The sequence below is a fragment of the Streptomyces sp. NPDC012769 genome (assembly GCF_042901205.1).
In the GTDB taxonomy this organism is placed as follows: Bacteria; Actinomycetota; Actinomycetes; order Streptomycetales; family Streptomycetaceae; genus Streptomyces.
This window is the reverse complement of sequence record NZ_JBIBCP010000006.1, coordinates 28875-46433: the sequence shown is the minus strand read 5'-3', so window position 1 is coordinate 46433 and position 17559 is coordinate 28875. Positions and strand designations below refer to the sequence as shown.

Sequence of the window (17559 nt, the reverse complement as noted above, 5' to 3'; positions counted from 1 at the left end):
CAACCCCCTCCATCCCCCAACTGCCCTTCTCACAGGATCGGGTGACAGACTGTCCGGTAGGCGGACGGGTGGGGTACGGTCGGCCTCGACCGAGTGGCATATGCAACTCGGCCCCCGGCAGGAGGGCAATCCTGACGGGGGCCTACCGACCAGGAAGCAAGACCTTCCCGATGGCTGATCCGCAGTCTAACGCGGCCGCGTCCGCGTCCCCCGTCCCGTTCGAGATCCCCGCCGACGCTCCACGCTCAGGAGTGATCCACGTACGGCACCGGCACCGCGACAGGTTCACGCCCGTGGGCCATCACCTGGCCCAGCACCCCGAGCTGTCGGCCGCGGCGATCGGGATCGCCACGCACATCCAGTCGCTGCCCGACGGGGCCGACATCAGCGTGAAGCGACTCACCCAGCGCTTCGGGGGCGAGATCACCGTCCGGCGGGTGCTCAACGAGCTCGTCGCGGCCGGATATCTGGAGCGGAGGCGGGTGTCGCTCGGGGGTGGGCGGTTCGCCACGCGGCTGATCTCGTACGACAAGCCCGGGTGCGGCGGTGGCGTGGAGCCGGAGCCGGACGACACGCCCGCGCGGGAGCCTGAGGCCAAGCCCCGGCCGGAGCCGAAGCCGAAGCCGAGGCTAAGGCCGAGGCCGAAGTCCAAGCCGTCACGGGAGTCGGGTGCGGCGTCCGAGCCCGAGACGGAGCCCGAACCAGCTCCCGCACCGCCGCCTCCGCCCCCGCCCACCGGACCCGCCGTCGACATCCTCGCGCGGCTGCGGGCCTTCGACTCCCGACTGCTGCTGTCCCGGCGTGACGTACGGGAGTTGGCGTCGGCCGTCGACAAATGGCTCGCCCGCGACGCGAGCCCGGCACAGATCACCCGCACGCTGACGGCGGGCCTGCCACCCGAACACGTCCCCATCCACCACCCGGCCCGCTTCCTCGCGTACCGCCTGACCACCTTCCTCCCCCCACCGCTACCGGCCGCCGCCCCGCCGCCCAAGGCCCCACCCCTGGTCACCTGCGACGGCTGCGAGCGCGCGTTCCGCAGCCACGACCCCCACGCGACCTGCGGTGACTGCAGACAGGCAGCCTGAAGGCGGCGGGTGGCGGGGTTCTCGGAGCGGGCGTTTCATGTGCGCTTCTGGTCCGGCCGCCCCCTTTCCGAGTGTGGCCCCCTCCACCACCGCGTCAAGGGCGCTCCTTCGTCGCGTCGCGAGCGATGGCCTCCGGCCCCCCTTGACCCGGTGGCTCCAGGGTCCTTTACACACTCGGAGGGCGGCCGGGGGCGTGGCCGCGCGGCAAGGCCGGGGAGCCCTTCCCGCCGTAGGCGGGTGGCGGGTCGGTGAGTGGGGGCTCGGTTCGTGGCGGGGGTGAGGGGGGTGGCCTTTCCGGCGTGGAGGGTGCGCGGCTGTGGAATGGGGTGCTCATTCCCGGCTCGGCGGCGAGTGGGCCGTCGTTCGGCTGGGGTTCAGGCCCCGCTGGTCACCGCCGGTGGGGGTTGGCGGTGCAAAGGTGCATGTCGCGGGCGGGGATGTGACGGGAGGGGACTTGTGTGACGGGGGAGGTGACTCCGGCACCGCGAGTGGCACGTTTGCACCGCCCGGCGGTGCCAAAACCGCCCATCCCGGCCTTCGTGGAACGGGAGTTGTCTTCTGTGACTGGGGAGGAGTCCCGGCGGTGCAAAGGTGACACTCGCGGGCCGTGGTGTGACTGGAGACGACCCGTGTGACTCCAGAGGCACCCCGCCGACCGCCCGCGCGCGGGAGTGCGCAGTTAGCACCACACACCCGGCCCTTCCGCCCACCGGCGGTGACCAGCGGGGCCTGAACCCCGACCGAACGACGGCCGTCGGCCGCCGAGCCGGGAATGGCCGCCCCATTCCACGCCCGCGCACCCTCCACGGCGAAAAGGTCATCCCTCGCCCCCGCCACAAACCGAGCCCCCACCCACTCACGGGCACCGCACGGCCGGCCGGAGCGATACCCGCCCCCCCACCCACACACCCGCGCGCCGCCCACGGCCCCCGGCCGATCCCCGGCCTTGCCGCGCGGCCACGCCCCCCGGCCGCCCTCCGAGTGTGTAAAGGACCCTGGAGCCACCGGGTCAAGGGGGGCCGTAGGCCATCGCTCGCGACGCGACGAAGGAGCGCCCTTGACGCGGTGGTGGAGGGGGCCACACTCGGAAAGAGGGCGGCCGAACCCGACACCCACCCGAAACCCCCACCCCGACGGAGCCAAACCCCGCAACCGTCCGCTTGCGTCGAGGGCCCACGATTCACTCGCGGCCGACGGCCGATGCCGGCCCATCCGTACGACTGGGCGGCAGTAAAGTCCCTGGTCGTGGACATACCGATGCTGTGGCGCAGGGGCGCGCGCCGCCCGCCCTTCGCGATTGACGACTGCGGTGGTGGCCACCACGTCCTGCGCACCGCACGGCTGGTGGTGCGCACGCCCCGGGATCATCTGGACGAGGCGATCGGGGAGGCGAGCTCGGCCGACGCGGAGGCGCAGCGGTGGCTCGGTTATCCCGCCGGCTCCGTTTTCGACGGCCCGACGGCGCAGTTTCTCCTGTCCATCGACGACAGCAATCGCGCCGAACGACTGCGCGCCTTGCGCGCCCACTCGCGTCGTCAGCTGACCCGGCCGTTCGTGCCTGGTGACCGCCTCCCGCGACTTCCCCTGCTGGCCGTCGAGGCAGCGACCGGCCGCGTCGTGGGGATGAGCTCGGTCACCATGGACACCAGGACCATCGGCCTTCAGATCGCCCCGGCCCACAGGCGTCAGGGGCTGGGCCACGAACTGGTCCAGGCGACCGCCCGGATCGCCCACACCCACCTCGGACTGGAGGTCGTGTGGGCGGGCACCGAGGCGTCGAACGACCATTGCCGAGAGGCCCTGACCACCGCAGGCTTCGTCCCCTGCGATGGTCCCGCTCGGCACACGCTCCCCGACGGGAGGGTCATCGACTCGGTCTGGTACCAGCACGGCATGGCAGAGACCTCCCGCTGCGACACAGTCCCCCCTGATCCAGGGGACACGCCCTAGACGCCATGGGATGCGGTGCGTGATCCGGGCAGTACCGAAGGGGGCGAGAGCCCCGGCGAGCGGAGTTGGCTCGCCGCCCCTGCCCGGTCCGCGCGCCCGCCCGGCCGAGGCCCCGTCAGCCCACCGCCGTGCCCTCCAGTTCGACCAGCTGGCCTGGGATCGCCAGGCGGGACACCCCGAGCATCGTGGTGGTCGGGGCGACGCCGGCGGTCGTGAGGCGGGAGGCGAGCAGGCCGTAGTGGGGGAAGAGCCGGTCGACGTCCGTGGTGTAGACGTTGAGGCGGACGAGGTTCGCGAGGGACATGCCGGCGTGGGTGAGGACGGCCTCCAGGTTGTCGAGGCTCAGCGCCAGCTGGGCGGCCATGTCGCCGTCGTGCTGGGGTTTGCCGTCGGGGTCCGTCGCGGTCTGGCCGGAGCAGTAGAGGGTCCGGGTGTGCCCCGAGACGAGCTCGCCCTGGTTGAATCCCAGCTCCACCGACCACGTCACCGGGTTGACCGCTGTTCGTTCGATTGACACGTCGACTCCCTTTGTCTATCCGGGGCTTCCATATGTCCGTCCACCGGTGCTCAGGAGCCTGCCGCCCAATCACGACACCCTTGGTCATGTATTCGGTACGGTTCCCGTATGCGCGCCGATCGGCTGGTCTCGCTGGTGCTGTTGCTGCGTCAGCGCGGTCGGATGACCGCCGACACGCTGGCCCGCGAGCTCGAGGTGTCCACCCGTACCGTGCTGCGCGACATCGAGGCGCTGTCCTCGGCCGGTGTCCCCGTCTACGCCGAGCGCGGCCGGCACGGCGGGTTCGCGTTGCTGCCGGGGTTCCGGACCGAGCTCACCGGGCTGAACCACGACGAGGCCCTTGCCCTGCTGACGGCCGGATCGGGGCGCGGCGAGAAGGTGTTCGGTCTGGGCCAGGCGCTCGCCTCGGCCATGCGGAAGGTGGTCGACGCGCTGCCGGAGGGCCATCGGGCCGCGGCGAGCGACGCGGCCCGGCGTTTCCTCGTCGAGCCGGAGACCGATCTGCTCCCGCGGCGGTCGGACACCGAGGAGGTGCCCGGCGCGGCGATGGTCGAGATCCGGCGCGCGGTGCTCGCCGGACACCAACTGCGCCTGCATTACGCGGCGGCCGGGGACCCGTCACCGCGGTGGCGGACGGTCGACCCGATCGGGCTGGTCACCGTGCGCGAGCGGGGCTATCTGCTGGCCACGCGGTCCGGCGCCGACCGCACCTATCGGCTGTCGCGGGTGCGGGCCGCCGAGGAGCTTCCGATCCCGGCGCAGCGGCCCGACCGGGTCGATCTGGACCGGGCGTGGCGGGAGCGCTGCGCGCGGTTCCTGTCCGAGGGGCATGTCGCCGTGCTCGTACGGGTGAGGCCGGAGCGGCGGGAGGAGCTGGTCAGCTCCGCTGTGGCCGTCCGCACCGCGGAGCCGGAGCCGGAGCCGGAGCCCGAGGCGGACGGCCGGCTGCGGCTCGAGGTGACGTTCCAGGACCTGCGGCACGCCGAGTGGGCGTTGTGGCAGCTCGGCACGGACGCGGAAGCCCTCGGTCCGGAGGCGCTCCGCGCCTCGCTGCGCGACCGCGCCGCCGCCATGGCCGCCCGGTACGGGGATTCCTCCTGAGGCGCGCCGCCGGCCGTGGCCCTACGCGTCCACCGCCTCCCGCCACGTCCTGACCGCCTCGGCCGAGACCGGCGCGGTCCAGCCGTTCGGGCGGGCGGCGCCGCCGATGTGGAAGGCGGTGAGGCCGGCGGCGCGGAGGGTGGGGAGATGGTCGAGGCGGAGGCCGCCGCCGACGAGGATCTGGGGCTCGTAACCCGGTTCGCCGGTGCGGGCCGCCTCGGCCCGCAGGGTGGCGAGGCCGTCGTCGACGCCGGTCGGCGCGCCCGCCGTGAGGTAGGTGTCGAGGCCCGGCAGGTCCGCGAGCTGCTTGCGCAGGGCGTCGCGGTCGGCGGCGCGGTCGATGGCGCGGTGGAAGGTCCAGCGGCAGCCGTCGAGGACGGTGATCAGGCGTTCCACGGCGACCAGGTCCGGCTCGCCGTCCGGTGTGAGGAAGCCGAGGACGAATTCCTCCGCCCCCGCCTCCCGCAGCTCCGAGGCCCGCCCGACCAGCGCGTCGATGTCGCCCGCCGCGAAGCCGTCCGCCAGCCGGAGCATCACGCGCAGCGGGATGTCCACCGCTGCGCGGATCGCCGCGAAGGCGGCCGTGGACGGGGTGAGTCCGTCCGCCGCCATGTCGGTGACCAGCTCCAGGCGGTCCGCCCCACCGGCCTGGGCAGCGACCGCGTCCTCCTCGTCGAGGGCGATCACCTCCAGCACTGCACGGTTGCTCATCGAGCCCATTCCTCCAGTACGACTACAGGTCTAGTCCAATGGACAGACTAGCCGTGCGAGTGGGCTCCCGCATCGTGCGACGACTCTTCCCCGGGAACGCCGGCCGACACACCCGCACCACTACCCGCGCGGACCGTGAACGCCGCCGTCCTGACCTTGCCCTCGTGCTGGAAGTCGAGGAAGAGGCGGTACGTGCCCGAGCTCGGCGCGGTGGCGGTGAAGGAGACGTCGGGGCCGGGGCCGCCCTCGTTGGGGTGGACGTGGAGGTAGGCCAGGTCACCCTCGCGCAGGGCGACGAGGTGTCCGTACGCCCCCAGGTAGGGCTCCAGGTCGGTGACGGGCCGGCCGGCCTTGGTGACGGTGAGCCGCAGTTCGCCCGCCTTGCCGGGGTCGAGCGTCCCGCCGAGCCGCACCTGGTAGCCGTCGACGTCGGCGGTCGGGGCGACGGGCGGCATCGGCCTGGGGGCGTACGCGCCGGGGACGGACAGGTCGGCGCCGAGCGTGATGCCCTTCGCCCCCTTCACGGCCGGCTTGAAGTCGGCGAAGGCCTTGTAGCCGCCGGCCGCCGGCAGGTCCGCGTCGACGGTCCAGGTGCCGTCGGGGGCCTTCTCGGGGTGGAGGTGACGGAAGACGGTGAGGTCGCGCGAGGCGACGATGAAGTGGAGCTCCTTGCCGTGCTCCGTGGTGAACGCGGTGACCTTCCTGCCGGCCGTGTCCTTGACGGAGAACTTCAGCACGCTGCGGCCGACGGGAGGTGTCGGGGTCTCCAGGGCGAGGGTGTAGCCGCCCTCGGAGACCTGGAGGCCGCCGGCCGCCGGGGCGTTCGCGGTCCCCGCCGTGCCGCCCCCGTGCCCGTCCCCCTGCCCGTCCCCGTGACCCTCTCCGCCCTGCTCCTTCGGCGCCGCCTGTGCGTGGTCGCCGTGCTCGGCCTGCCGCGGCTCCTCGACGGGGCCGACGCCCTTGCCGACCCCGTACGCGGTCCCGAAGGTCGCGGCGAGCGCGGCGGCAAAGGCAGTGATCTTCACTCCGGTGTTCATGACTGCTCTCCCGTACGTGGGTGGCATGCGTCGGGACCCTTCTGAACCCTTCGCTGCACCTCACCGTACCCCTAGGGGGTATCAAGTCAAGTCGTCGTCACGCCTTGCCATCCCATACCACCCAGGGGTATACATGGACACACACCGATACCCCCCGAGGGTATCTGATCGAGGAGGAAGAACATGGGTTCCTGCTGCACCCCCGACAACAGCTGCTCGACCGGCACCGTCGAGATCTCGACTGCCACCGCGGTCGCCGAGAGCACCACCACCGTCTACGCCGTCTCCGGCATGACCTGCGGCCACTGCAAGACCGCCATCACCAACTCCGTCAGCGCGCTCGACGGCGTCATCTCGGTCGACGTCGACGTCGCCGGCGGCAAGGTGACCGTCACCACCGGCGGCGAGCCCGACGACGCCGCGATCGCCGCCGCGATCGACGACGCGGGCTACGAGCTGACCGGCCGCGCCTGACCGGCGCCCCCAGCGCCAGCCGGCCGCCGGGGCTCGCCCACCACGCCCGGGCCCCGGCCCCCGAGCCCCGTAACGAACGAGGAGCAGTTTCATGACCACGACCACTCCGGGCACCGCCCAGGTCGAGCTCGCCATCGGCGGCATGACCTGCGCCTCGTGCGCGGCCCGTATCGAGAAGAAGCTCAACCGCATGGACGGGGTCGAGGCCACCGTCAACTACGCGACGGAGAAGGCGAAGGTCACCTTCGACGCGGACGCCGACATCTCCGTCGCCGACCTCATCGCCACCGTCGAGGCCACCGGCTACACCGCGCAGGAGCCGGAGCCCGAGCGCCCGGCCGCGGGCGGCGCGGGCGGCGGCGCAGCCGGATCCGCCGAGGGCCTCTCCGACGAGGAGAAGGCCGACGAGGAGCTGCGGCCGCTGAAGCAGCGGCTGGTCACCGCCGTCGCCCTCGCCGTCCCCGTCATCGCGATGGCCATGGTCCCGGCCCTGCAGATCGAGTACTGGCAGTGGCTGAGCCTCACCCTCGCCGCGCCGGTCGTCACCTACGCCGCCTGGCCCTTCCACCGGGCCGCCTGGACCAACGCCCGGCACGGCGCCGCCACCATGGACACGCTCATCTCGGTCGGCACCATCGCCGCGTTCCTGTGGTCGCTGTGGGCACTGTTCTTCGGCACCGCCGGCACGCCCGGTATGACCCACCCCTTCGAGTTCACCATCGCCCGCACCGACGGCGCCGGGAACATCTACCTGGAGGCCGCGGCCGGCGTCACCGCCTTCATCCTGGCCGGGCGCTACTTCGAGGCCCGCTCGAAGCGCAAGGCGGGCGCCGCCCTCAAGGCGCTGATGCAGCTGGGCGCGAAGGAGGTCACCGTCCTGCGCGACGGCCGCGAGGTGACCGTGCCGACCGCCGAACTCCAGGTCAAGGACCGCTTCCTGGTCCGTCCCGGTGAGAAGATCGCCACCGACGGCACCGTCGTCGAGGGCTCCTCCGCCGTCGACGCCTCGATGCTCACCGGCGAGTCCGTGCCCGTCGAGGTCTCCGTCGGCGACTCCGTCACCGGCGCCACCCTGAACGCCGGCGGCCGCCTGGTCGTCGAGGCCACCCGCGTCGGCGCCGACACCCAGCTGGCCCGGATGGCGAAGCTCGTCGAGGACGCCCAGAACGGCAAGGCCGCCGCCCAGCGCCTCGCCGACAAGATCTCGGCCGTCTTCGTGCCGATCGTCATCGCCCTCTCGCTCGGCACCCTCGGCTTCTGGCTGGGTACGGGACAGGGCCTGACCGCCGCGTTCACCGCGGCCGTCGCCGTCCTGATCATCGCCTGCCCGTGCGCCCTGGGCCTGGCCACGCCGACCGCCCTCATGGTCGGCACCGGCCGCGGCGCCCAGCTCGGCATCCTCATCAAGGGCCCCGAGGTCCTGGAGACCACCCGCAAGGTCGACACCATCGTCCTGGACAAGACCGGCACCGTCACCACCGGCCGGATGACCCTGATCAAGGTCCACACCGCCGAGAGCGTCGCCGAGACCGACGTGCTGCGCCTGGCCGGCGCCCTGGAGCACTCCTCCGAGCACCCGATCGCCCAGGCCGTCGCCACCGGCGCCGCCGCAAGGGTCGGCACCCTGCCCAGCCCCGAGGACTTCGTCAACATCCCGGGCCTCGGCGTCCAGGGCATCGTCGACGGCCACGCCGTCCTCGTCGGCCGCGAGAAGCTGCTCGACGAATGGGCGATGTCCCTGCCCGCGGAGCTGAAGTCCGCGAAGGACGCCGCCGAGAAGGCCGGCAAGACCGCCATCGCGGTCGCCTGGGACGGAAGGGCCCGCGCGGTCCTGGAGGTCGCCGACGCCGTCAAGGAGACCAGCGCCGAGGCCATCCGCCGCCTCAAGGCCCTCGGCCTCACCCCGATCCTGCTCACCGGCGACAACAAGGCGGTCGCCGAGGCCGTCGCCGCCGAGGTCGGCATCGACGAGGTCATCGCCGAGGTCATGCCGCAGGACAAGGTCGACGTCGTCAAGAGGCTCCAGGCCGACGGCCGTTCGGTCGCCATGGTCGGCGACGGCGTCAACGACGCCGCCGCGCTCGCCCAGGCCGACCTGGGGCTCGCGATGGGCACCGGCACGGACGCCGCCATCGAGGCCGGCGACCTGACCCTCGTACGGGGCGACCTGCGGGCCGCGGCCGACGCCATCCGGCTCTCCCGCAAGACCCTCGGGACCATCCGCTCGAACCTCTTCTGGGCCTTCGCCTACAACGTGGCCGCCCTGCCGCTCGCCGCGGCCGGACTGCTCAACCCGATGATCGCCGGTGCCGCGATGGCCTTCTCCTCGGTCTTCGTGGTCGGCAACAGCCTGCGCCTCCGCGGCTTCCAGGCCGCCGACAAATGAGCCAAGTCACCTGACGGGACTGACAGGAGGCCGCCGTGGCCGGTTACGTACAGCACAAGGAAGACATCATCAGACGCCTGAGGCGCATCGAGGGTCAGGTCCGGGGGGTGCAGCGGATGGTCGACGAGGACGTCTACTGCATCGACGTCCTGACCCAGGTGTCCGCCATCAACGCGGCGCTCCAGTCCTGCGCGGTCGCCCTCCTGGACGAGCACCTCAGCTGCTGCGTCACGGAGGCCATCGAGGCCGGCGGGGACCAGGCCAAGGTCAAGGTCGGAGAGGCGTCGAAGGCGATCGCCCGCCTCATCCGGACCTGATCCGGGTCCCGGGAGACCTGACGCACTCGCGCCGCGACAAGTAAAGAGAACGTCAACCGCCCTTGGACGAAGGGCAGTCACCGGGCCGACCGGGGACGGGGACCTTCGCCCGGGGGCGGTTCCGTACGAGGGAAGCCATCCCGCCATCGTACCCCTGGGGGGTATACCTGAGCGGGTGAGGCGGCCCGTACGATGAGCCGCCCGTGAGCGGGGAGGGGATACACGTGCGCCGGCTGGGAGAACTGGAGGCCGAGATCATGGACCGGCTGTGGGCCTGGCAGCGGCCCGCGACGGTCCGCGAGGTCGTCGACGACATCAACCTGGGGCGCCGCGTCGCCTACACGACGGTGATGACCGTCGCCGACATACTCCACCGCAAGGGCTGGCTGCGCCGCGAGAAATCGGGCCGCGCCTGGCTGTACGAGCCCGTCCGCAGCCGCGAGGAGTACACCGCGGGCCTCATGCAGGACGCGCTCGGCGACAGCCAGGACCGGCCCGCGGCGCTGCTGCGCTTCGTGGAGACCATCTCCGACGAGGACATGGCCGCCCTCGACGCGGCCCTGCGCGCCGCCCGCCGCACCCAGGGCTCCGAGGACGGCGGCGAGAACCGGTGAACCACCACACCCTGCCGCCGCTCGGCCTCGTCCTGTGCACCGGCTTCCTGGTCCCCTGGCTGCTCGTACGGGCCCGCTGGGCCCAGCAGGTGCCGCGCCTCGCGCTCGCCGTATGGGCGGCCGGCGGCGCCCTCTTCGCCGGGTCCGCCGCCCTGCTGGCGGCCCATCTGATCCTGCCCAGCAGGACCGGCCACCGGCTCAGCGACGCGCTCTTCCTCCTCCGCTTACCGCCCGCCGAGCGGCTCCTGGAACTGAGCGCGCGGGAGTACACGGCCCTCGCCGCCGCCCTCGCCGTCCTCGCCGTCCCGGCCGCCGGCTTCGCCCGCGCCCTGCTGCGGGCGCGCCGGCAGCGGCGCCGGCACGCCGAGACCCTCCGGCTCGTCGGCCGCTACGACCCGGAGCTCGGGGCCACCGTCCTGGAGCACGAGCGGCCCGCCGTCTACTGCCTGCCCGGCCGCTCCCGCCGGGTCGTCGTCTCCTCCGGCGCCCTGCGCACCCTCACCTCGCCCCAGCTGGACGCCGCCCTCGCGCACGAGCGCGCCCACATCACCGGGCGGCACCATCTGCTCGTCGCCGCCGCCGAATCCTTCGCCTCCGTCTTCCCGCGCCTGCCGCTCGCCCGGCACGGCGGCACGGCGGTGCCGCTGCTCCTGGAGATGACCGCGGACGACCGGGCGCTGCGCCGCTGTTCGCGCGACGCGCTGGCCACCGCCCTGTACGCGCTCGCCTCGGGCCGGGCGCCGCGCGAGGCCTTCGGGGCGGGCGGTCCTTCGGCCGCCCTGCGCATGCGGCGGATCCTCGCCCCGCAGGCCGCGGGGCACCCGGTCCTGCGGGGGATGCTCACGATCGCGGCCGCCGGTCTCGCCGCGGCCCCGCTGATCATCGCCTGCTGCTCGTTCCCCAATTAAATACTAAGGGAATTCGTAGATTTCACATCGGTCACACCGGCTTCGAATTCCCGGCTATTGTGGGTACGTTGACGCTCAGCTCGGCACGTCGAAGGGTACGGACCAATGCAGCTGGCTGACGTGCGGGCGGCGGAAGCCGCCGACGCGACGACGATATCCAGGCTGCTTGCGGAGTCCATTCGGGGCAGCTACGAGGAAATACTCGGCGAAATCCCTACGCGGCGACTCGTCTCCGCGCAATGCGCGCTTCCCCGTATCCGCGCGGAAATTGAAATTCCCGGCGGCGCTCCCGGCTGGCTCGGCTGGCTGGTGGCGACCGGAGCCGACGGCGACCTCGTCGGCGCGGTGGCCGGCGGTGTGCCCGTCCCGGGCGAGGGTGAGCTGTACGCGCTCGCGGTGACGCCCGGCGCCCGCCGCGGCGGAGTCGGTACGGCGCTGCTCGCGGCGACCAGCGACCGGATGCGCGCGTTCGGCGCGACCCAGCAGCGGGTCACGCTGCCCTCCGAGCAGGACCCCTCGCTCCCCTTCTACGAGCAGCAGGGCTTCACCCCGATCGCCGCGGCCCGCCTCAACCGCCCGCTCTGAGCCGCCCGCCGCTTCCCACCCCGCTCCCCTCCTCCCCTCGGCTCCCGCCCCTCCCCCTCCCGCTCCTCCCACCCGTGGCAGACACACGCCATCGCGTGTTCACGCCCCCGGATCCGCTGGAACCGGCGGTCCGCCGCCGGTCAGGATGGAGCACAGCGGCGCGGCCCCGGCGGCACGGGTGCCCCGCCCGGACGGCCGGACCGAGCGAGCCCTGGAGGAGCGATGCACACACCGAGCGGACTTTCCCTGCCCGCCGTGCCCGCGGCGCTCTCGCCGGTCCTGCCGTCCCGATACGAACTCCCCGCCTCCGGCGCCGGCATCCGGCTCACGTCCGACTCCCTTCCCGGACTCGAGACGGTCTCCGCCGGCGACGAGGACTCGGTCTGGCTGCACGACGCGCTGCTCGGCCCGCACAGCGCCGACATCGTCCGGTACCTCGGTCTCGCCCGGTCCACCGGCGGCCCCGTTCTCGATCTCGGCTCCGGCGCCGGACGGCTCGCCGTCCCCTTCGCCCGGCACGGCTTCGCCGTGGAGGCCGTGGACCGGGACGGCCCCGCCCTGGAGCGCCTCGAGAACTGGGCCCGGCGGATCGGCCCGCAGGTCGCCGGGCTGATCGTGACGCACCGGGCCGACCTCACCGAGCTGCGGCTCGACGGCGACTACCGGCTCGCGCTGCTCGCGGGAGCGATGGTCTCCGCCGTACCGCCGCGGGCGCGGCCCCGGCTGCTGCGCGAGATCGCCACGCACCTGGGGGCGGGCGGCGCGCTCGCGCTCGACTACACCTCGCACCTGCTGCCCGGCCTCGTCGCCGAGCCGCAGCGGACCTGGGCCTTCCAGGTGCCGCGGTTCGATGGGATCGACGAGTGGGTGGTGGCCCGGCAGGACTTCGACCTGCGGAGCATGAGCGAGCGGATCACCTACTACACGGCCCGGACCGGCAAGCTCTCCACCGAGCGGATCGTGCTCACCACCGACAAGTGGATCGTGGACGGCGAGCACCTGGCGGCCGAACTGCACTCGGCGGGCCTGCACATCGAGGGCCGCCGGCGGCACCGCATCGACGAGCGGACCGAGAGCGTGCTGCTGGTCTGCCGCCCCGACGACTGACGGCAGGGACGGCCAAGAGGTACGATGCCCACAAAGGTTTGGGCCGACCAGGTGGCGGGCGGAGAAGATGGCAGTCGTGGAAGACCTGACGGGCCGCGAGGCGGTGATCCAGCGGCTGCGTGACGTCGGCCTGCGGGTCACCGGGCCGCGCCTGGAGGTGCTCACGGTGCTCGCCGCCGGCGGCCATCTCGACGTCGAGGCGATCACGGCGACCGCCCGCGAGCGGCTCGGCACGCTCACCAGCCAGGCCGTCTACGAGATGCTGCGGCACTTCCAGGAGACGGGCCTGGTCAGCAAGTTCGACCGGCCGGGCCTGCCCGCCGTCTTCGAGATCTCCGGCCCCGCCCACCAGCACGCCCTGTGCGTGAACTGCGGCCGGGTGGACAACGTGGCGGCCACCGCTCCGGCCCCGCCGCGCGGCAGCCTGGCCGACTGGGCGGTCAGTGACGCCGAGGTGGTCTTCAAGGGCCTTTGCCCCGACTGCCGGGATGAGACCCCTTCGCGCTGAAAGAGGTTGAACATCGTGCGGCCCGTTCGAATTTGTGGCAGGGTCTAGCGGGGCGTTTCAACAGGATCCGCGCGATCCGAGGGGAGTCTGCTGCGCCGTGTCCAAAAACGCCGCTGGAGCGCGTACGGGAAGCGAGCAGGCCCTCGCCCTCTACCAGGAGCTCCGGGCCGCCCCGGGCGAGACCTTCGACGCCGTCGCACTCCGACTGCAGCTGACCGAGACCGAACGGGACCGCTGCCGCGGCGAGTTGACCGACCTCGGCCTGATCGAACCCGCACCCGGACCGGCCCCCGCGCCGGAGCCCGCCGCCGTGGTCGCCTCAGACGCAGTGGTCGCCCCGGACGTCGTGATCCCCCCGGACGTCGCCCTGCTCCGGCTGCTCCAGCACGAGCGCGACCGGCTGGAGAGCCGGCTCGCCGAGACCAGCCGGGCCCACACCACCCTGGAGACCCTCGCCGGACCGTTCCTGCGGGCCGGGATGGAACCCGGCTCCGAGGTCGAGGTCGAGATCGTCGACGAGCCCGCCCGGATCCACAGGGAACTGGCCGACCTGACGAACACGGTGAAGACCTCGATGCATTCGATGCTGACCGGCTCGGTGCGGCGCGAGGAGATGGCCCTGGAGCTGGGCCGGGACCGCGACCGGATCGCCCGCGGCGTGCGGGTCCAGGCCATGTACAGCCACCGGGTCGGCCAGGTACCGGAGATGGTGCAGCACCTGGCCGAGCGGACCGCACTCGGCGTCGAGGTCCGCCTCTCCCCCGTCGTGCCCATGAACATGGTCCTCGCCGACGAGAACTTCGCCCTGCTGCCGACCGACCCGCACGACCCGGACTCCGCCGCGATCCTGGCCCGCGGGCCGGGCCTGGTCCGCTCCTACCGCGCCCTGTACGAGTACTGCTGGCACGCGGCCACCCCGTACGGCCACGAGGAATCCGCCGAGCACGGCGGCGACGGACTGACCGAACAGCAGCGGGCCGCGCTGCGGATGCTCGCGTCCGGGATCAAGGACGAGCAGGTGGCCCGGAACCTGGGCGTCTCCCTGCGCACGGTCAGCCGGCTGATCTCCGAGGTGATGCAGGAACTGGACGCCGCGAGCCGCTTCGAGGCGGGGGTGAAGGCCGCCCGGCTCGGTCTGCTCGACGGCGAACCGTACGAGCACACGACATAGCCCGGCGGCCGGTGGCCCCGGTCCTGATCGCCACCTTTCGTCTCGGTCCGCTGGACGACGACTCGCCCGGGCGCGGCACGTAGCCTGACGGCAAGGTTCCGGCCCGGCCCGCCCACGACGACGACGTGAACCACGAGGACAAGGGGGAGATTCGCCATGGCTACGACAGGCAGCACCACTCCGGAAGGCCGACTGGTGCCCCTCTACCAGGAGTTGCGCCGCCGTGGGGTGTCGAACTTCCCGGAGGTCGCCCGTGGCCAAGGGCTCACGGCCGAGGAGTACGAGCGATGTCGCGTCGAGCTGATCGAGCTCGGCCTGATCGTCCCCACGACCACCACCCATGCCACCAACGCCGATCTGCGCGACGAGCGGTGGCAGCCGGACGCGGACACCGTCGCCTCGGTCGACCCCGAGATCGCGCTGCTGCGCCTGCTCGACCGGGAGCGGGCCCGGCTCCGGGAACACCTGGCCGAGGCGGATCTCGCGTACAGCACGCTGGAGACGCTGGCCGGCACCTTTCTGCGGCCCGGTTCGCTGACCCGGTCGGAGATAGCGGTCGAAGCGCTCACCGACTACCGGCGCATTCAGCAGGCCCTCGAGGACATCGTCGATGTGATGCAGGAGAGTTCGGCGTCGATGTACCCGGGCGGGCCGAGCCGTGAGGTGCACGACGTGACGCTGGACCGCGACCGGCGGCAGCTGGACCACGGGGTGCGGGTCCGGGCGATCTACGCGCGCGAGCACGCCTCGCGCCCGGACGTGGCCGAACTCCTCAACGCCCGTACGGCGCTCGGGGTGGAGATCCGGGTGGCGTCGGTGGTGCCGCTCAACATGGTGGTCATCGACCAGCAGTACGCGATGGTGCCGATCCATCCCGAGGACGCGCGCAAGGGCGCCATCCTGGCCCGCGGTCGGGCGCTGGTCCGCTCGTACCTGGGCCTTTTCGAGCACTGCTGGCACACGGCGGTGCCGTACGGCACGGAGGTCGCCGCCGAACGGGGCGGGGACGGCCTGTCCGAGCAGCAGCGGGCCGCGCTGCGGATGCTGGCGACCGGAATGAAGGACGAGAAGGTCGCGCGGAACCTGGGGGTTTCGCTGCGGACGGTGAGCCGAATGCTGTCGGAACTCATGCAGGAATTGGGGGCGACCACACGTTTTGAGGCGGGTGTGCGCGCGGCGCGTCTGGGCTGGCTGGACTGACCGCGTCCGGCCACGCGAAAAGGCCCCGCGATCGTGGCAGCGATCACGGGGCCTTTCTGTGCCGCGGTGCTCAGTTGGTGGGCGCCGGGGTGGGGACCGGCCAGTTGACGTCGTCCGCGAACATCTGCTGCTGGTGGGTCGCCGGCGCCTCCGCGTCACCGGAAGCGACGGCCGCCGCACCGCCCGCGACGGCCAGACAGGCGACGAACGCGAGGGCGAACTGGCGGACGGTCTTGCGCATTCCGAGGTTCTGCTCAACGGACATGATTCCTCCAGGAGTGGGAATGTGAATTCCGTCTTCTTGGGGCCCGTGCCGCCGGGCGCTCCCTGAAGACATCTCTATTCTGTCCGCGCTTCCGAGGCGTTTCCAGGGATTCTGGATGCGTGGACCCGCCATGGCGTAAGTGCGTCAATGTGCCGTCACAGCAACGGAATTGACCGATCCGGAGCGCCTCTAACCTTTGGTCGAACCAAAAGAGATGCTAGACTCGTGCTACGGCCTTCTCGTTCCTCCAGGAGAGAGAGGCCGCCGGGGCAGGGGCGTGCCGCCGCCCTTGCCCCACCCGCCGCACCGCCCACGGCGCGGCCCGCTCCAGACCCGCCAGCGCGTCCTCGTAGACGTCCACCGTCCGCGCGGCGGAAGCACGCCAGCTCATCCCCCGGGCATGCCGGACCGCCGCCTCCCCCATCGACACCCGCGCCTCCGGATGCCGCGCCAGCCACAGCAGCCGCCGCGCGTACTCCACCGGATCGTGCCCCGGCACGAGCAGCCCCGACACCCCGTCCCACACCGCCGTCGGCAACCCGCCCACCGCCGACGCGAGGACCGGCGTCCCGCACGCCTGCGCCTCGAGCGCCACCAGACCGAACGACTCCGACCGCGACGGCACCACCAGCACGTCCGCCGCCCGGTACCAGTCCGCGAGCCGCTCCTGCGGCACCGGCGGACAGCCCTTCAGCACGTCCGCCACCCCGAGCTCCGCCGCGAGCCGCCCCACCGCGCCCTGCTCCCCCGCCCCCGAATGCCCGCCCACCACCGGCACGAGCAACCGCCGCCGCAGCTCCGGCGCCATCCGCAGCAGCTCCGCGACCGCCCGCACCAGGACGTCCGGCCCCTTCAACGGCTGGATCCGCCCCGCGTACAACGGCACGAACGCACCGGCCGGCAGCCCCAGACGGGCCCGGGCCGCCGCCCTCCCGTCACCCGGCCCGAAGGTGCGCAGGTCCACACCCGGACGCACCACGTCAGTCCGCGCCGCCACCGCCCCGTACAGCGAGCGCAGCGCCTCCGCCTCGTCCGCCGTGTTGGCGATCAGCCGGTCGGCGTCGCCCACCACCTGCCGCTCGCCCCGGATCCGCAGCTCCGGCTCGGGCACATCGCCCTCCGCGAGATGCGCGTTCTTCACCAGGGCCAGGGTGTGCGCGGTGTGCACCAGCGGTATGCCCCAGCCGAACGAGGCGATCCGCCCGGCCTGGCCCGACAGCCAGTAGTGCGAGTGGACCAGGTCGTAGCGCCGGTCCTCCTTGAGCAGGGCGAGCGAGAACGGCACGACCAGGTCCGGCATGGCCTCCTTGGGCAGCGGCCGGCGCGGACCGGCGTGCAGATGGCGGACCCGGACCCCGGGGCCGACGTCGACGAGACCGGGCAGGCCCTCGCCTCGGCAGCGGGTGAACAGATCGACCTCGACGCCCTGTTCGGCCAGGGCGCGGGACAGCTCGATCATGTACACGTTCATCCCGCCGGCGTCCCCCGTTCCTGGCTGGTGGAGCGGGGAGGTGTGGACGCTGAGCATGGCGACGCGCAGGGACACGTGGGGCTCCTGTGGAGTGGGCCACGTGTCCCCGCGCGTCGCGCGCGCACGGTCACGCGGCAGGGATGAGGGGC

General features: G+C 72.6%; 18 protein-coding genes. 13 read left to right on the top strand and 5 right to left on the bottom strand.

Annotation, left to right across the window (positions count from 1 at the left end; genetic code table 11):
* Positions 1-293: 293 nt before the first annotated feature.
* Entirely contained in the window at positions 294-1088 is a 795-nt protein-coding gene (locus ACFY7C_RS28680) for a hypothetical protein (protein WP_389655754.1), read from the top strand.
* 1245 nt (positions 1089-2333) lie between these two features.
* Positions 2334-3038: a GNAT family N-acetyltransferase gene (locus tag ACFY7C_RS28675; RefSeq protein ID WP_389655752.1), complete on the top strand. Its 705-nt coding sequence runs from the start codon at positions 2334-2336 to the stop codon at positions 3036-3038.
* A gap of 115 nt (positions 3039-3153) precedes the next feature.
* On the opposite strand, the gene ACFY7C_RS28670 is transcribed toward ACFY7C_RS28675, so the two are convergent.
* Positions 3154-3549, bottom strand: coding sequence for a RidA family protein (locus ACFY7C_RS28670; protein ID WP_389656899.1), 396 nt, complete (start codon positions 3547-3549; stop codon positions 3154-3156).
* Positions 3550-3663: 114 nt separating this feature from the next.
* Between ACFY7C_RS28670 and ACFY7C_RS28665 the strand changes: the two genes are divergently transcribed.
* A complete protein-coding gene (locus tag ACFY7C_RS28665; RefSeq protein WP_389655750.1) occupies positions 3664-4656 on the top strand; it encodes a helix-turn-helix transcriptional regulator in 993 nt (330 codons plus the stop codon).
* 21 nt (positions 4657-4677) lie between these two features.
* Here the strand turns inward: ACFY7C_RS28665 and ACFY7C_RS28660 are convergent, their stop codons facing one another.
* Positions 4678-5367, bottom strand: coding sequence for a copper homeostasis protein CutC (locus ACFY7C_RS28660; protein WP_389655748.1), 690 nt, complete (start codon positions 5365-5367; stop codon positions 4678-4680).
* A 47-nt stretch (positions 5368-5414) separates the two neighbouring features.
* Positions 5415-6404, bottom strand: a complete 990-nt coding sequence (locus ACFY7C_RS28655) for a hypothetical protein (protein ID WP_389655746.1) — start codon at positions 6402-6404, stop codon at positions 5415-5417.
* 183 nt (positions 6405-6587) lie between these two features.
* Here ACFY7C_RS28655 and ACFY7C_RS28650 point away from each other — a divergent pair, with 183 nt between their 5' ends.
* The 10 genes from ACFY7C_RS28650 (at position 6588) to ACFY7C_RS28605 (ending at position 15674) form a co-directional block, all read left to right on the top strand.
* Positions 6588-6878, top strand: a complete 291-nt coding sequence (locus tag ACFY7C_RS28650; protein ID WP_389655744.1) for a heavy-metal-associated domain-containing protein — start codon at positions 6588-6590, stop codon at positions 6876-6878.
* Between the two features lie 91 nt (positions 6879-6969).
* Positions 6970-9264, top strand: a complete 2295-nt coding sequence (locus ACFY7C_RS28645; protein WP_389655742.1) for a heavy metal translocating P-type ATPase — start codon at positions 6970-6972, stop codon at positions 9262-9264.
* 35 nt (positions 9265-9299) lie between these two features.
* Entirely contained in the window at positions 9300-9581 is a 282-nt protein-coding gene (locus tag ACFY7C_RS28640) for a metal-sensitive transcriptional regulator (RefSeq protein ID WP_128981368.1), read from the top strand.
* A 224-nt stretch (positions 9582-9805) separates the two neighbouring features.
* Positions 9806-10195, top strand: a complete 390-nt coding sequence (locus ACFY7C_RS28635; RefSeq protein WP_389655740.1) for a BlaI/MecI/CopY family transcriptional regulator — start codon at positions 9806-9808, stop codon at positions 10193-10195.
* A complete protein-coding gene (locus ACFY7C_RS28630; RefSeq protein WP_389655738.1) occupies positions 10192-11103 on the top strand; it encodes a M56 family metallopeptidase in 912 nt (303 codons plus the stop codon). The genes ACFY7C_RS28635 and ACFY7C_RS28630 overlap by 4 nt, the downstream gene beginning before the upstream one ends.
* Positions 11104-11208: 105 nt before the next feature.
* A complete protein-coding gene (locus tag ACFY7C_RS28625; protein ID WP_389655736.1) occupies positions 11209-11688 on the top strand; it encodes a GNAT family N-acetyltransferase in 480 nt (159 codons plus the stop codon).
* Between the two features lie 222 nt (positions 11689-11910).
* A complete protein-coding gene (locus tag ACFY7C_RS28620) occupies positions 11911-12795 on the top strand; it encodes an SAM-dependent methyltransferase (protein WP_389655734.1) in 885 nt (294 codons plus the stop codon).
* A 67-nt stretch (positions 12796-12862) separates the two neighbouring features.
* Entirely contained in the window at positions 12863-13303 is a 441-nt protein-coding gene (locus tag ACFY7C_RS28615) for a Fur family transcriptional regulator (RefSeq protein WP_389655733.1), read from the top strand.
* A gap of 97 nt (positions 13304-13400) precedes the next feature.
* On the top strand, positions 13401-14474 hold the full coding sequence (locus tag ACFY7C_RS28610; RefSeq protein WP_389655731.1) for a LuxR C-terminal-related transcriptional regulator: 1074 nt from the start codon (positions 13401-13403) through the stop codon (positions 14472-14474).
* Between the two features lie 156 nt (positions 14475-14630).
* A complete protein-coding gene (locus ACFY7C_RS28605; protein ID WP_389655730.1) occupies positions 14631-15674 on the top strand; it encodes a LuxR C-terminal-related transcriptional regulator in 1044 nt (347 codons plus the stop codon).
* A 70-nt stretch (positions 15675-15744) separates the two neighbouring features.
* Here ACFY7C_RS28605 and ACFY7C_RS28600 read toward each other — a convergent pair whose 3' ends face one another.
* Together ACFY7C_RS28600 and mshA are read right to left on the bottom strand one after the other, a co-directional pair.
* The gene (locus ACFY7C_RS28600) at positions 15745-15939 is read right to left on the bottom strand and encodes a hypothetical protein (RefSeq protein WP_389655728.1); all 195 of its coding nucleotides are present in this window, start codon (positions 15937-15939) and stop codon (positions 15745-15747) included.
* A gap of 217 nt (positions 15940-16156) precedes the next feature.
* Positions 16157-17467 carry a D-inositol-3-phosphate glycosyltransferase gene (gene mshA, locus ACFY7C_RS28595; protein ID WP_389656896.1) on the bottom strand — a complete coding sequence of 437 codons (1311 nt, stop codon included), beginning with the start codon at positions 17465-17467 and terminating at the stop codon, positions 16157-16159.
* Between the last annotated feature and the right edge of the window lie 92 nt (positions 17468-17559).

Bases quoted from the DNA above. Each gene is read 5' to 3' on its own strand.
- ACFY7C_RS28615 (WP_389655733.1), top strand. From the start codon at position 12,863: ATGGCAGTCGTGGAAGACCTGACGGGCCGCGAGGCGGTGATCCAGCGG.
- ACFY7C_RS28655 (WP_389655746.1), bottom strand. From the start codon at position 6,404: ATGAACACCGGAGTGAAGATCACTGCCTTTGCCGCCGCGCTCGCCGCG.
- ACFY7C_RS28605 (WP_389655730.1), top strand. From the start codon at position 14,631: ATGGCTACGACAGGCAGCACCACTCCGGAAGGCCGACTGGTGCCCCTC.
- ACFY7C_RS28625 (WP_389655736.1), top strand. From the start codon at position 11,209: ATGCAGCTGGCTGACGTGCGGGCGGCGGAAGCCGCCGACGCGACGACG.
- mshA (WP_389656896.1), bottom strand. From the start codon at position 17,467: ATGCTCAGCGTCCACACCTCCCCGCTCCACCAGCCAGGAACGGGGGAC.
- ACFY7C_RS28645 (WP_389655742.1), top strand. From the start codon at position 6,970: ATGACCACGACCACTCCGGGCACCGCCCAGGTCGAGCTCGCCATCGGC.
- ACFY7C_RS28665 (WP_389655750.1), top strand. From the start codon at position 3,664: ATGCGCGCCGATCGGCTGGTCTCGCTGGTGCTGTTGCTGCGTCAGCGC.
- ACFY7C_RS28600 (WP_389655728.1), bottom strand. From the start codon at position 15,939: ATGTCCGTTGAGCAGAACCTCGGAATGCGCAAGACCGTCCGCCAGTTC.
- ACFY7C_RS28660 (WP_389655748.1), bottom strand. From the start codon at position 5,367: ATGAGCAACCGTGCAGTGCTGGAGGTGATCGCCCTCGACGAGGAGGAC.
- ACFY7C_RS28620 (WP_389655734.1), top strand. From the start codon at position 11,911: ATGCACACACCGAGCGGACTTTCCCTGCCCGCCGTGCCCGCGGCGCTC.
- ACFY7C_RS28650 (WP_389655744.1), top strand. From the start codon at position 6,588: ATGGGTTCCTGCTGCACCCCCGACAACAGCTGCTCGACCGGCACCGTC.